The 15,791-nt window shown below is 76.4% G+C and carries 1 protein-coding gene; it reads right to left on the reverse strand.

Annotated elements, in window-relative coordinates; all coding sequences use genetic code 11:
• Nucleotides 1-9: 9 nt before the first annotated feature.
• Nucleotides 10-15,777 (reverse strand): type I polyketide synthase, encoded by a 15,768-nt coding sequence (locus ACFY30_RS38675; protein WP_390849828.1) that lies wholly within the window; start codon nt 15,775-15,777, stop codon nt 10-12.
• Between the last annotated feature and the right edge of the window lie 14 nt (nt 15,778-15,791).

Genomic DNA, 15,791 nt, shown 5'->3' on the forward strand with positions numbered 1-15,791 from the left:
TGGTGCCGGTCATGAGATGCCCAGGTCGTTGTCGATGAGGGCGAAGATCTCCTCGGCGCCGGCGGACTCGATCCGGTCCTGGAGGTCGCCGCCGCCGTCGTCCGTCCGCTCGGCCGACGGTTCGCCCTGGCCGTTCCAGCGGGAGGCGAGCGCCAGCAGGCGGGAGGCGATCCGGCCGCGCCGGGTGTCGTCCTCGGCGAGCCCGGCGAGGGCGGCCTCGAGCTGGTCGAGGGCGTCCAGCGCGGGTGCTTCGCCGCCTTCGGCCACGGTCAGCGACCGCAGATGGCGGGCGAGGACGCGGGGTGTGGGCTGGTCGAACAGGAGGGTGGCGGGCAGCTGGAGCCCGGCCGCGGTGCCGAGCCGGTTGCGCAGTTCCACCGCCATCAGCGAGTCGAACCCGAGTTCGCTGAAGGCGCGGTCGGCGTCGACGGCCTCGGCGGAGGTGTGCCCGAGGACGGTGGCCACGTGGCCGCGGACCAGCTGGATCAGCAGCCGCTCCTGTTCGGCCTCGGCGAGCCCGGCGAGTCGGGAGCGCAGCGCGCCGCTGTCCGTCGCGGTCGCGCCGTCCCTCTCCCGTGCCCGGCGGATCAGGGCCTGGGCTTCGGGCAGTTCGGCGAGGAGCGGGGCGGGCCGCACCGCGGTGAAGCCGGGTACGAAGCGGTCCCAGACGAGTTCGGCGACGGTCGGCGCGGCGTCCTCGCCGGCCACGGCCCGGTCGAGGGCGGCGAGCGCGGTGTCCGGGTCGAGCGGGACGACACCGCCGCCCCGCAGCCGTGCCTCCGCCTCGGGGCCGCCGGCGGCCATTCCGCCACCGGCCCACGGTCCCCAGGCCACGGAGGTGGCGGGCAGGCCGTCGGCGCGGCGCCGGGCGGCGAGCGCGTCGAGGTAGGCGTTCGCGGCGGCGTAGTTGCCCTGCCCCGCCGAGCCGACCGTGCCGGCGAAGGAGGAGAACAGGACGAACGCCGACAGGTCGCGGTCGCGGGTGAGCCGGTCGAGGTTGCGGGCGGCGGCCAGCTTGGGCCGCAGCACCGCCTCCAGCCGCTCGGGGGTGAGCGACTGGAGGAGTCCGTCGTCCAGGACCCCGGCCGCGTGCACCACGGCGTCGACCGGGTGCTCGGCCAGCAGGGCGGCCAGGGCGTCGGGGTCGGCGGTGTCGCAGGCGGCCAGTGTCACGGTCGCGCCCCGCGCGGCCAGTTCGGCGCGCAGCGCTTGGGCGCCGTCCGCTTCCTGGCCGCGGCGGCCCACCAGCACCAGGTGGCGGGCGCCGCGTTCGGCGAGCCGCCGGGCGACCCGGGCGCCGAGCGCTCCGGTGCCGCCGGTGATCAGGACGGTCTCGCCCGCGCAGCTCCACTCGGGGGTGGGGGCGTCGGACGGCCGGGCGTGCACGAGGCGGCGGGCGAGGACGCCGGCGGCCCGGATGGCGGTCTGGTCCTCTCCCGTGGTGCCGGAGAGCAGGGCGGCGAGCCGTTCGGCGGTCCGCCCGTCGAGGCGGGCGGGGAGGTCGACGAGACCGCCCCAGCGTTGCGGGTGTTCCAGCGCGGCGACCCGGCCCAGGCCCCAGGTGGCGGCCTGGGTGGGCGCGGTGACGCTCTCCCGGTCGGTGGCGGCGACGGCGCCGGCGGTGGCGGCCCACAGCGGGGCGCCGATCTCCAGGTCGCCGAGCGCCTGGGTCAGGGCGAGCAGCGCGGCCAGGCCGGCGGGGGTGGCCGCGCGGTCCGTGGTGGCCGCGGGCTCCTCGTCGAGGGCCAGCAGCGACAGCACGCCTTGTACGGCGTCCGGTTCGGGGAGCTCGCGCAGTTCCTCGACGAGCGCGGCCCGGTCGGTGCGGGCGCAGTCCACGGGGAGCCGCACGAGCTGTGCGCCGTGCGCGGTCAGGCCGTCGGCGAGGCCGGCCGTCCAGGGGTCCTCGGCCCGGGAGGCGGGCACGGCCAGCAGCCAGGTGCCCGACAGCACCGGCGGGGGGCCGTCCGGCACCGGACGCCAGACCACCGTGTAGGCCGAGGAGTCGAGCGCGGAGCGCTCCTGGCGGCGGCGCCGCCAGGACGACAGCGCGGGCAGCAGTTCGCTGAGCGGGGTGTCGTCGCCGAGGTCGGGGCGCTCGGTCAGCTCGCCGAGGTCGCCGCGCTCGACGGCGGCCCAGAACTCGTCGTCGAGGCGGCCGCCGTCGCCCGGCAGGTCGGGGCCGATGGGCTCGGGGCCGGTGGACCCCGCCGCCTCCAGCCAGTAGCGGTCGCGCTGGAAGGCGTACGTCGGCAGCTCCACCGTGCGGGCCGGGCCGGTCAGTCCGGTCGGCGCGGCGGCGAGGCCGTGCACGTGCAGCGTCCCGGCGGCCAGCAGGGCGGTGACCGGCTCGGGCCGGCCCCGGCGCAGCACGGGGACGGCGACGGCGGCCTCGGCCGGCTCCTGCGGGCCGTGGTGCGCCGCCTCCTGGAGGGTGTCGAGGGTCATCGCGGTCAGCGAGCCGTCCGGGCCGAGTTCGACGAACGTGCCGACGCCGTCCTGGCGCAGCCGTCGTACGCCGTCCGCGAAGCGCACGGTCTGCCGCACGTGCCGCACCCAGTGTCCGGGCGAGGTCAGTTCGGCCTCGGTGGCCCGGTCGCCCGTCACGTTGGAGACGATCGGGATCGCGGGCGCGTCGTAGCGCACGCCGCGCGCGACCTCTTCGAACTCCGCAAGCATCGCGTCCATATGCGCTGAGTGAAACGCATGGCTGACCCGCAAACGCCTAGTCTTTCGGCCCAGCGCGGCGAAATGCCCGTCGATGTCGGACACGGCGTCCTCGTCGCCGGAGACCACGACGGCCATGGGCCCGTTGACGGCGGCGACCGCGATGTGCCGGTCGCGTCCGGCGAGCAGCGGCGCCACCTCGTCCTCGGACGCCTGTACGGCGGCCATCGCGCCGCCTTCGGGAAGCGCGTCCATGAGCCGGCCTCGGGCCGCGACCAGGGCGCACGCGTCGGCCAGTGACAGCACTCCGGACACGTGCGCGGCGGACAGTTCGCCGATGGAGTGCCCCATCAGGGCGTCCGGCGCGACGCCCCACGAGCGCACCAGTTCGTACAGCGCCACATGGACGGCGAACAGCGCGGGCTGGGTGTAGGCGGTGCGGTCCAGCAGCGCGGCCCGCTCCGTGCCCTCGGCTGCGAGGACGACGTCGGCCAGCGGCACGTCGAGGTGCGGGGCGAAGGCGTCGCAGACGCGGTGGAAGGCCTCGGCGTACACCGGGAACCGGTCGAGGAGTGCCCGGCCCATGCCGGGCCGCTGCGAGCCCTGCCCGCTGAACAGGAACGCCGTGCGTCCCCGGGGGCCGGTGCGTCCGCGCACCACCGCGGCGGTGTCCTCGCCGCGGCCGAGCGCTCCCAGCGCGGTCAGGAGCTGGGTGCGGTCCTCGGCGACGACCACGGCCCGGTGCTCGAAGACCGCGCGGCCGGTGGCCAGGGAGTGCGCCACGTCGGCGGGGGACGGCTCCGGGTCGTTGGCCAGCCGGGCGCGCAGCCGCTCGGCCTGGGCTCGCAGGGCGGCGGCCGATCGTGCGCTCAGTGGCCAGGCGACCGGTCCCTCGGGGTGCGGCTCGGCGGCGTCCTGCCGCCCCGCGCCCTCCTCCAGGACGACGTGGGCGTTGGTGCCGCTGATGCCGAACGACGAGACCGCGGCGCGCCGTGGGCGTCCCGAACGCGGCCAGGGCACGGGTTCGGCGAGCAGTTCGACCCGTCCGGCCGTCCAGTCGACGTGGCTGGTGGGCCGGGTCAGGTGCAGGGTGCGGGGCAGTGTCCCGTGCCGCATGGCCAGGACCGTCTTGATGACGCCGGCGACCCCGGCGGCGGCCTGGGTGTGGCCGATGTTGGACTTGACCGACCCGAGCCACAGGGGCCGTTCGCGGTCCTGGCCGTAGGTGGCGAGCAGGGCCTGCGCCTCGATCGGGTCGCCGAGCGTCGTGCCGGTGCCGTGTGCCTCGACCGCGTCGACGTCGGCGGGGGTGAGCCCGCCGGCCGCCAGCGCGGCGCGGATGACGCGCTGCTGGGCGGGGCCGTTGGGCGCGGTGAGCCCGTTGCTGGCGCCGTCCGAGTTGACGGCGCTGCCCCGGACCACCGCGAGCACCGGGTGGCCGTTGCGGCGGGCGTCGCCCAGCCGCTCCAGCAGCAGGATGCCGGCGCCCTCGCCCCAGCCGGTGCCGTCGGCGTCGTCCGAGAAGGCCTTGCAGCGGTGGTCGCCGGCGAGCCCGCCCTGCCGGTCGAACTCGGCGAACGCGCCCGGTGTCGCCATCACCGTCACACCGCCCGCGAGCGCCAGATCGCACTCGCCGGACCGCAGCGACTGGGCCGCCCAGTGCAGGGCCACCAGTGAGGACGAGCAGGCGGTGTCCACGGTGACCGCGGGGCCCTCCAGGCCCAGCGCGTAGGCGACGCGGCCGGAGGCCACGCTCGCGGCGTGGCCGGTCAGGAGCTGTCCCTGCGCGTCCTCGGGGACGTGGTGCGCGGCCGAACCGTAGCCCTGGTAGTTCGTGCCGACGAACACGCCGGTACGGGAGCCGTGCAGCCCGCGCGGGTCGATCGCGGCCCGTTCCAGCGCCTCCCAGGAGATCTCCAGCAGGAGTCGCTGCTGCGGGTCCATCGCGAGGGCCTCGCGCGGCGAGATACCGAAGAAGTCCGCGTCGAACTCGGCGGCGTCGTACAGGAATCCGCCCTCGACGCCTTCCGCGTGCCAGCCGCGGTCCGCGGGCGGTGCCCCGATCGCGTCGACGCCGTCGGCGAGCAGCCGCCAGAAGTCCTCCGGTCCGCGCACCCCGCCGGGGAACCGGCAGCCGATGCCCACGATCGCGATCCGCGCGTCGTCCGTCCCGTCGGCCGCGCGGACGGACGTGCCGGTGGCACCGGTCGCGGCGGCGGCTGCGCCCGTGGGCCGGGTGTCGAGGAGTTCGGTGCTGATGTGGCGCGCGAGCGCCTGCGGCGACGGATAGTCGAACACCAGGGTCGCCGGCAGCCGCAGTCCGGTCGCCGCGTTCAGGCGGTTGCGCAGTTCCACGGCGGTCAGCGAGTCGATGCCGAGGCCCCGGAAGTCCCGCGTGGCCTCGACGGTGTCCGGGCCGGAGTGCCCCAGCACCAGGGCGGTCCGGGTGCGTACCAGGTCCAGGACCGCCGACTCGCGCTCGGGCTGTGCGAGGGTCGCCAGCCGGGTCCGGAAGCTGTCCCCGGCGGCGTCCGCCGTGGCCGCCGTGCGCCGTGCCGGGGCGACGGCCAGGCCGCGGAGCATGGCGGGCAGCGCCGCGACCGCCTGCCGGTCGCGCAGCACGCGCCGGTCGAGCGCGATCGGCACGAGGACGGACTCGGTCCGCCGCAGGGCCGCGTCGAGGGCGCCGAGGCCCTGCTCGGGGGTGAGCGGCCGCATGCCGCCGCGGGCCATGCGGCGCAGGTCCGCCTCGGTCAGCTCGGCGGTCATGCCCGCACCGGGCGCCCACGGGCCCCAGGCGAGGGCGGTCGCGGGCAGGCCGGCGCGGCGGCGGGTGGCGGCGAAGGCGTCCAGGAAGGCGTTGGCGGCCGCGTAGTTGGCCTGGCCCGCGCCGCCGAACGTACCGGCCACCGAGGAGAAGACCACGAACGCCGACAGGTCGGCGTCGCGCGTCAGCTCGTCCAAGTGCGCCACCGCGTCCGCCTTGGGCCGCATGACCTGCGCCAGCCGGCCGGGGGTGAGGGAGGCGACCACACCGTCGTCCAGGACACCGGCCGCGTGCACCACGCCGGTCAGCGGATGCGCGGCGGGGACGCCCGCGAGGACGGCGGCGAGCCGGCCCCGGTCGGCGACGTCCAGGGCCGCCACCTCGACCTCGGCCCCCAAGTCCGTCAGTTCCGCGACGAGTTCGCGAGCGCCCGGGGCCTCGGGGCCTCGGCGGCCGGCCAGCAGCAGGTGCCTGATGCCGTGCTCGGTGACCAGGTGGCGGGCCACCAGGGCGCCCAGGCCGCCGGTGCCACCGGTGACCAGCACGGTCCCCTCCGGGTCCAGCGGCGCCGGGACGGTCAGCACCACCTTGCCCACGTGCCGCGCCTGCGACAGATGGCGGAACGCCTCCGGGGCCTGTCGTACGTCCCAGCACGTGACCGGAAGGGGCTTGAGCACGCCCGACTCGAACAGGGCGACCAGGTCGGACAGCATCCGCCCGATCCGCTCCGGACCGGCGTCCCACAGATCGAAGGCGCGGTACGTCACACCCGGGTGCCCGGCGGCCACCGCGTCGGCGTCCCGGACGTCGGTCTTGCCCATCTCCAGGAAGCGGCCGCCACGCGGCAGCAGCCGCAGGGAGGCATCGACGAACTCGCCGGCCAGCGAGTCCAGTACGACGTCCACGCCCCGGCCACCGGTGGCCGCGAGGAAGGCCGTCTCGAACGCGGTGTCGCGGGACGAGGCGATGTGCGTCTCGTCCAGGCCGAGAGTCCGCAGGGCGTCCCACTTGCCGGCGCTCGCCGTGCCGAACACCTCGGCGCCCCGGTGCCGCGCCAGCTGCAGGGCGGCCATGCCCACGCCGCCGGCCGCCGCGTGCACCAGCACCGACTCGCCGGCCCGCAGGCCTGCGAGGTCGTCGAGGGCGTAGTACGCGGTCAGGAACACGAGGGGCGCGGACGCCGCCTGCGCGAACGTCCAGCCGGCCGGCATCCGGGCCACCGTCCGGGCGTCCGCCACCGCCACCGGCCCGAACGCGCCGGAGAACAGACCCATCACGCGGTCGCCGACGGCCAGCCCGGTCACCCCGGGACCGACCTCGGTCACCACACCGGCGCCCTCCAGACCGAAGTCCTCCGCGTCGCCGGGGTACATGCCGAGCGCGTTGAGCACATCACGGAAGTTCACGCCCGCGGCCCGCACCGCGATACGGACGTGACCGGGCGTCAGTTCCGCTCGCGCCTGCGGGACCGGCCGCAGCGCCAGTCCCTCCAGGGTGCCCTGCTCCACGATGTCCAGCCGCCAGGCCGACTCCCCCGCGGGAGGCGCGAGTTCGCGGCCGGCCGTGGCCCGGCCCAGGCGCGGGGTGAACGGGGTGCCGCCGCGTACGGCGACCTCGGCCTCACCGGAGGTGAGCGCGGCCGGGACGATCGCCCATGACGCGTCGGTGCCGTCCACGTCGATCAGCGCGAACCGCCCCGGGTTCTCCGCCCGGGCCGCCCGCACCAGACCCCACACCGCGGCCAGGGCGGGATCGGGGGCCGTCGCGTCGAGCGTGACCGCCCCTTCGGTGACCAGCACGAGCCGGGCGCCCTCGAAGCGCTCCTCCGTCAGCCAGACACGTACCAGTTCCAGCGCGTGAGCGGTGGCCGTGTGCGCTGCCTCCGCGCCGTGGCCGGCCGGGGAGGCCACGCTCACCAGCGTGTCCGTTCCCGCGTCGGCACCGGTCGTCGAAAGAGTGGTCGGGAGGGGCGACGGCAGTGGTGCGGCGGGCGCGTCCAGCGGGAGCGGCGTCCAGTCGACCCGGTGCAGCAGCTCGGCGTGCGGGGTGTGCGCGGTCGCGGCTGCCGGTGCCGTGAGGGCGCGCAGCGTGAGGGACCCGATGGTGGCGACGGGCGCGCCGGACGGGTCGGCCAGGTCGAGGGCGACCGAGCCGCTCCCAATGGCCCGCAGACGGGCGTGGAGCCGTGACGCACCGGTGGCGTGCAGGGTGACGCCGCTCCACGAGAAGGGCAGGCCCGGAGTCCGATCCTCTCCTGCCGTGCCGCCGGTGACTGTCGGGGCGGCTCCGAGGGCGTGCAGCACCGAGTCCAGCAGGGCGGGGTGGACGCCGTACCGGCGGGCGTCGGAGGCGGCCTCGTCGGGGAGGCACGCCTCGGCGAACAGGTCGTCGCCGCTCTGCCGCACGGACGTCAGTGCGCGGAAGAGCGGGCCGTAGGACAGGCCGGTCTGTGCCAGCCGCTCGTAGAGGGTGTCGGTGGGGATCTCGGCGGCGTCGGCGGGCGGTCGCCCGTCCGCCTCCGGGTCCGGCACGGCGGCCTCGGGCAGCAGGGTGCCGCTCGCGTGCTGGATCCACGGCTCGTCGTCGGGCCCGTCGGCGTCGGAGCCGGCCGCCGGGCGGGAGTACACGCCGATCTCGCGGCGCCCGTCGGACTCCGGGGCACCGACGGTGACCTGGAGCTGGGCGGCGCCGTGGGCGGGCAGCACCAGCGGTGTCCGCAGGGTGAGTTCCTCGACCTGACCGCAGCCGACTCGGTCGGCCGCGTGCAGGGCGAGTTCCAGGAAGGCGGTGCCGGGCAGCAGGACGGAACCGGAGACGACGTGTTCGGCCAGCCACGGCTGGAGCTGGGTGGAGAGCCGGCCGGTGAAGACCGCGGCCCCGCTGTCCGCGAGGGTGACGGCGGCGCCGAGCAGCGGGTGACCGGCGGCGGACAGACCCGCCGAGCGGAGGTCGCCGAGGTGGCCGCCGGCCGGGCGCGGCCAGTAGCGGCCGTGCTGGAAGGCGTAGGTGGGCAGTTCGACGGGACGCCCGGCGGGGAAGAACGCGGACCAGTCGACGTCGGCACCGTGTGCGAAGAGTGTCGCGGCCGCCGCGAGCAGCGTCGCGGTCTCGGGGCGGTCGGGGCGCAGGGCGGGGACCGCGACCGGTTCGCCGTCGGTGAGCGAGGCGTGGGCCAGGGCGGTGAGGGTGCCGTCCGGTCCCAGTTCCAGGAACCGGGTGACGCCCTCGGTCTCCAGGACGGTGACGGCGTCGGCGAAGCGGACCGGCCGGCGGACATGGCGGACCCAGTACTCCGGGGAGCACAGGTCCTCGGCCGTGGCGGCCGCACCGGTGACCGTCGAGACGACGGGGAGGTGGGGCGGCTCGTAGGTCAGGCTCTCGGCGGTCTTGCGGAAGTCGGCCAGCATCGGCTCCATCAGCGGCGAGTGGAAGGCGTGGCTCACCCGCAGCGCCGTGACCTTGCGGTCCCGGTCACGGAAGTGGGCGGCGATCTCCTCGACGGCCTCCGCGGCTCCCGCGACGACCACGGCCCGGGGACCGTTGACCGCCGCGACGCCCGTCTCGTCACCGAGCAGCGGCAGGATCTCGTCCTCGGTGGCCTGGAGCGCCGCCATCGCACCGCCCGACGGCAGGGCCTGCATCAGCCGGCCCCGCGCCACCACCAGACGACACGCGTCCGCCAGCGACCACACCCCGGCCACATGCGCGGCGGCGATCTCGCCGATGGAGTGCCCGGCGAGCACGTCGGGGCGCAGGCCCCAGGACTCCAGCAGCCGGAACAGGGCCACTTCGAGGGCGAAGAGGGCGGGCTGGGTGAACTCCGTCCGGTTCAGCAGGTCGGGGTCGTCCCCGAAGACGATCTCCCGCAGAGGGCGCGGCAGTTCCCCGTCGACCTGCGCGCACACGGCGTCGAAGGCGTCCGCGAAGACGGGGTGGGCCTCGTACGTCTCGCGTCCCATGCCGGGCCGTTGCGCGCCCTGCCCCGCGAAGAGGAACGCGGTACGGCCGTCGGCCCGCGCGCGGCCGGTGACCACGCCGGAGGCGGGCTCGCCCTGGGCCAGGGAGGTGAGCGCGGAGACGAGTTCCGCGCGGTCCGCGCCCAGGATCACGGCACGGTGGTCGAGCGCGGTACGGGTGGTGGCGAGGGAGAGGCCGAGGCTCGCGGCGGTGAGGCCGGGCCGGGCGTCGGCGTGCGCGAGGAGTCGTCCGGCCTGTGCGCGCAGGGCGTTCCCGGACGCGCCGGAGACCACCCAGGGCAGGGGGCCGCCGGTCCCGGTTCCCTTCGGCGCGGTCTCGCGGGGCTGTTCGACGGTCCCGGACCGCTCCTCGTCCCAGGGCTGTTCGACGATGACGTGGGCGTTGGTGCCGGAGACGCCGAACGCGGAGACTCCGGCGCGGCGCGGCCGGTCGCCGCCGGGCCAGCGCGTGGTCTCGGTGAGCAGTTCCACGGCGCCCGCCGACCAGTCGACGTGGGTGCTCGGGGTGTCGGCGTGCAGGGTGGCCGGGAGCAGACCGTGCCGCATGGCCAGCACCATCTTGATGACACCGGCGACACCTGCGGCGGCCTGGGTGTGGCCGAGGTTGGACTTCAACGAGCCGAGCATCAGCGGGCGTTCGCGGTCCTGGCCGTAGGCGGCGAGCAGGGCCTGGGCTTCGATGGGGTCGCCCAGTGCCGTACCGGTGCCGTGCGCCTCCACCGCGTCCACCTCGGCCGGGGCGAGCCCGGCGTCGGCCAGGGCGGCGCGGATGACCCGCTGCTGGGCGGGGCCGTTGGGGGCGGTCAGGCCGTTGCTGGCGCCGTCCTGGTTGACGGCGGAACCGGCGACCACGGCGAGGACCGGATGCCCGTTGCGGCGGGCGTCGGAGAGCCGCTCGACGACGAGCACGCCCACGCCCTCGGCCCAGCCGGTGCCGTCGGCGTCGTCGGAGAACGCCTTGCACCGGCCGTCCGCCGCGAGGCCGCGCTGGCGGCTGAACTCCAGGAAGGCGCCCGGGGTGGACATGACCGTGACGCCGCCCGCGAGGGCGAGGTCGCACTCGCCGGCCCGCAGCGCCCGCACCGCGAGGTGCAGGGCGACGAGGGAGGACGAGCAGGCGGTGTCGACGGTGAGGGTCGGTCCTTCGAGGCCGAGGACGTAGGCGATACGGCCGGAGACCACGGCGGCGGCGTTGCCGGTGCCGAGGTACCCGTCCCCGGCGTCGGGTGTGCTGAGCAGCAGGGCGGGATAGTCCTGGCCGTTGGAGCCCATGAACACGCCGGTGCGGCTGCCGCGCAGGGCGCCCGGGGCGATGGCGGCGCGCTCCAGCGCCTCCCACGACGTCTCCAGCAGCAGCCGCTGCTGCGGGTCCATGGCGACGGCCTCGCGCGGCGAGATGCCGAAGAAGGCGGGGTCGAAGGCGCCGACGCCGGTGAGGAATCCGCCGTGCCGGGTGTAGCTGGTGCCGGGGCGGCCCGGTTCGGGGTGGTAGAGCGCGTCGAGGTCCCAGCCGCGGTCGGTGGGGAACTCGGAGATCGCGTCCCGTCCGGCGGCGACCAGTTCCCACAGCTCGTCGGGGCCGGACACGTCGCCGGGCAGGCGGCAGCCCATGCCGACGATGACGATCGGGTCGTCGGCCGTGCGCTCCCCGCGTGCCGCGCCACCGGTCCCGTCCAGGTGTGCGGGCCGGGACTCGTCGAACAGCTCGCCGTGCACGAAGGCGGCGAGGTCGACGGGGGTGGGGTGGTCGAAGACGAGGGTGGCGGGCAGGGCCAGGCCGGTCTCGGCGGCGAGGCGGTTGCGCAGTTCGACGGCGGTGAGGGAGTCGAAGCCCGAGTCACGGAAGGCGCGCCGGGTCTCCAGCAGTGCCGCGTCGGCGTGGCCGAGGACGGCGGCGGCGTGGGTGCGGACCAGCTCCAGGAGTGCGCGGAGGCGTTCGGCGGCCGGGCGGCCCGCGAGGCGTGCGCGCAGTGCCGCGCCCGCTCCGTCGTCGTCCGTGGGGGCCTGTCCGGTGCGCAGCGCGTCGCGTGCCTCGGGCAGGTCGCCGAGCAGGGGGCTGGGACGGGTGCTGGTGAAGTTGGGGGCGAACCGGGACCAGTCGACGTCGGCGACGACCTGACCGGTGACGTCCTGCTGCAGGACGCGGCGCAGCGCGGCGAGCGCGGTGTCGGGGTCGAGGGCGGTGAGACCGCGTCGGCGCAGGTACTCCTCGGCGCCGCCCTCGGTGGCCATGCCGCCCTCGGCCCAGGGGCCCCAGGCGACGGAGGTGGCGGTGGCGCCGCGGGCGCGCCGCTGTTCGGCCAGGCCGTCGAGGTAGGCGTTGGCGGCGGCGTAGGCGCTCTGGCCTCCGCTGCCCCATACGCCGGCGATGGAGGAGAACAGCACGAACGCGTCGAGCGGGCGGTCTCCCTGGGCGCGCAGCACCGCGTCGAGGTGGGCGGCGCCGTGTGCCTTGGCGGCGAGGACCGCACGGAAGCGGTCCGCGTCGAGGTCGGCCAGCGGGAGGGTGTCGGTGACGCCGGCCGCGTGGACGACGGCGTCCACGGGGTGCCGGGTGAGCAGTTCCTCGACGGCGGCACGGTCGGCGAGGTCGCAGGCCTCGACGGTGACCCGGGCGCCGAGCGCGGTGAGCGTGTCCGTCAGCTCGGCGGCACCGGGGGCGTCGGGGCCGCGGCGGCCGGTCAGGACGAGGTGCTCCGCGCCCTGCTCGGCGGCCCAGCGGGCGACCCGGGCGCCCAGTGCGCCGGTGCCGCCGGTGATCAGGACGGTGCCGCGGGGCTGCCAGCCGCTCGCACCGTCGTGCGGGGCGGCCGGGTCGTCGGCGTGCAGGAGCCGTCGTACGAAGACTCCGGAGGCACGGACCGCGATCTGGTCCTCGTCGCCGGGCTGGGCCAGCACCGCGGCGAGGCGGGCGGCGGCCCGCCGGTCGACGGTCTGCGGCAGGTCGACGAGGCCGCCCCACCGGCCGGCCGACTCCAGGGCGGCCACCCGGCCCAGGCCCCACAGCGCGGCCTGCGCCGGCTCGGGGGCGGCGTCGGAGCGTGCGGTGGCCACCGCGCCGCGGGTGGCGAGCCACAGCGGTGCGGTCACCTCGGCGTCGCCGAGCGCCTGCACGAGCCGTACGGTGCGCAGGAGGGCGTCCGCCAGGGGCTGTTGTCCGTCGTCGTCGGGGCGTTCCTCGGCCGGCAGGGCGAGGACGCCGGTGAGGGTGCCGAGGCCGGTGAGCCGTGCGGCCAGCGCGGCGCGTTCCTCGTCGGGGGCGTACGTCCACGGCACGGGTTCGGCTCCGCCCGCGCGCAGCGCCTCGGTCACGGCGGCTGCCAGGGGGCCGTCGGCCGCCGTGGCGGTGGTGAGGACGAGCCAGCGGCCGGTGAGCGGGCCGCCGGCGGCCGGGTCGAGGGGCTGCCAGGCGACGCGGTGGCGCAGCCGGTCCACCCGGCCGAGCTCACGCCGCCCCCGCCACCACGACGACAGGGCGGGCACGAGGGGACGCACGAGCCCTTCGTCCACGTCCAGGGTGTCGGCGAGGGCGGCGATGTCCTCGTCCTCGACGGCCGTCCAGAAGCCCGCGTCCCCGCCGCCGGTGTCGCGGGCGGTCGCCGTGCCGGGCGGGGTGGGCTCCAGCCAGTACCGTTCACGGCGGAAGGCGTACGTCGGCAGTTCCACGTTCCGGGCGCCGGTACCGGCGAAGACGGCCGGCCAGTCGACCGGTGCGCCGTGGGCGAAGGCGCCGGCGACCGCGGCCATCAGGGCGGCCGGCTCGGGCCGGTCCCTGCGCAGGGTGGGCACGGCGGGCGGCGCGTCGCCCTCGAAGCAGTCCTGGGCGAGGGCGGTGAGGGTGCCGTCGGGGCCCAGCTCGACGTAGCGGGCCACCCGGCGCTCGGCCAACAGCCGTATGCCGTCGGCGAACCGGACCGGCTCGCGGACGTGCCGGACCCAGTGGTCCGGCGAGCACAGGTCGGCCGGGCGGGCGATCTCGCCGGTCATGCCGGAGACGAGCGTCAGCCGGGGCGTGTGGTACGTGAGGGTCTCGGCGACCGCGCGGAACTCCTGGAGCATGGGCTCCATCAGCGGGGAGTGGAAGGCGTGGCTGACCCGCAGGGCCGTCACCTTGCGGTCCTGTGCGCGGAAGTGCGCGGCCGCCTCCGCCACGGCGTCGGCGGCGCCGGAGATCACCACCGCGCGGGGGCCGTTGACGGCGGCGATGCCGACCCGGTCGTTCAGCAGGGGCAGCACCTCCTCCTCGGTCGCCTGGAGCGCGGCCATCGCGCCGCCCTCCGGCAGGGCCTGCATCAGCCGGCCGCGCGCCACGACCAGCCGGCAGGCGTCCGCGAGGGACCACACGCCGGCGACATGGGCGGCCGCCAGTTCGCCGACGGAGTGGCCCAGCAGGAACTTCGCGGTGACGCCCCACGACTCCAGCAGCCGGTGGAGGGCGACTTCGAGCGCGAACAGGGCGGGCTGCGCGTACTCGGTGCGGTGGAGCAGGTCCGCGTCCCCGCCGAAGACGATCTCCCGCAGGCCGAAGGGCAGTTCGGCGTCCACCGCGTCGAAGGCGGCGGCGAAGGCGGGGTGGGTCTCGTACAGTTCGCGGCCCATGCCGAGCCGTTGGGAGCCCTGACCGGCGAACAGGAAGGCGGTGGCGCCCCGCGCGGTGCGGCCCCGGACGGTCCCGGGGCCCGCGGTGCCCTCGGCGAGGGCGGCCAGTTCCCGTACGGCGGTCTCGTGGTCGGTGGCGAGGACGACCGCCCGGTGCTCCAGGGCGGCCCGGGTGGTGGCGAGCGCGTGGCCCACGTCCAGGGGGCGCGGCGGCTCGGTCCCGTCCCGCAGCCGGGCCAGGAGCCGGGCGGCCTGCGCGCGTACCGCCTCCTCGCTGCGCGCGGACACCGGCCACGGCACGACGGGCAGGGTGCGGGGCTCGGCGGCGGGGGCGGTCGGCTGCGCGGCGGCGTCCGCGGGCTCCGCCGGTCCGGCGGCGGGGGCCTGCTCGATGACGGCGTGCGCGTTGGTGCCGCTGATGCCGAACGACGACACCCCGGCGCGGCGCGGGCGGCCCGTCTCCGGCCAGTCGACCGGCTCGGTGAGCAGGCGTACGGCCCCGGCCGACCAGTCGACGTGTCGGGACGGCTCGGAGACGTGCAGGGTGCGCGGTAGCACGCCGTGCCGCATCGCCTCGACCATCTTGATGATGCTGCCGACGCCCGCGGCCGACTGGCTGTGCCCGATGTTCGACTTCAAGGAGCCCAGCCACAGCGGCTGTTCGCGGTCCTGGCCGTAGGTGGCGAGCAGGGCCTGCGCCTCGATGGGGTCGCCGAGCGAGGTGCCGGTGCCGTGCGCGTCGACGGCGTCCACTTCGGCGGGGGCGAGTCCCGCGTTGGCGAGGGCGGCGCGGATGACCCGCTGCTGGGCGGGGCCGTTGGGGGCGGTGAGGCCGTTGGAGGCGCCGTCGGAGTTGATCGCCGTGCCGCGGACGACGGCCAGCACCGGGTGGCCCAGCCGCCGGGCGTCGGAGAGCCGCTCCACGAGCAGCATGCCGGCGCCCTCGGCCCAGCCGGTGCCGTCGGCGTCGTCGGAGAACGCCTTGCAGCGCCCGTCGGCGGCCAGCCCGCGCTGCCGGCTGAACTCGTAAAACATGGCGGGGGTGGCCATCACGGCCACGCCGCCCGCGAGCGCCAGGTCGCATTCGCCGCGGCGCAGCGCCTGGCACGCCCAGTGCAGGGCGACCAGCGAGGAGGAGCAGGCCGTGTCGACGGTGACGGTCGGCCCCTCCAGCCCCAGGGTGTAGGCGATGCGGCCGGAGGCGACCGAGGTGGCGTTGCCCGCCAGCAGCAGGCCCTGCACGCCCTCGGGGAACTCGCTCACGCCGGCGCCGTATCCGGAGGTGGCGGCGCCGACGAAGACGCCGGTGCTGCTGCCGCGCACCGAGCCGGGGGCGATCCCGGCCCGCTCGAACGCCTCCCAGGAGATCTCCAGCAGCAGCCGCTGCTGCGGGTCCATCGCCAGTGCCTCGCGCGGCGAGATCCCGAAGAAGTCCGCGTCGAAACGGGACGCCTCGTGCAGGAATCCGCCGCCGAGCGCGTAGAACGTGCCCGGGTGGTCGGGGTCGGGGTCGTAACCCGCCTCGACGTCCCAGCCGCGGTCGGCGGGGAATCCGGAGACGGCGTCCCCGCCCTCGTCGACGAGCCGCCACAGTTCCTCCGGGCTGTCCACCCCACCCGGGTAGCGGCAGCTCATCGCGACGATCGCGACCGGCTCCCGGTCGCGTGCCTCCACGTCGCGCAACTGCCGCCGCGTCTGCCGCAGTTCGGCGGTCAACCGCTTGAGGTACTCGACGTACTTGTCGTCCATCTTGCCGTCTTCAGCCACCAACGCCACATCCC

The sequence above is a fragment of the Streptomyces sp. NPDC000345 genome (assembly GCF_042898825.1).
Taxonomy (GTDB): domain Bacteria; phylum Actinomycetota; class Actinomycetes; order Streptomycetales; family Streptomycetaceae; genus Streptomyces.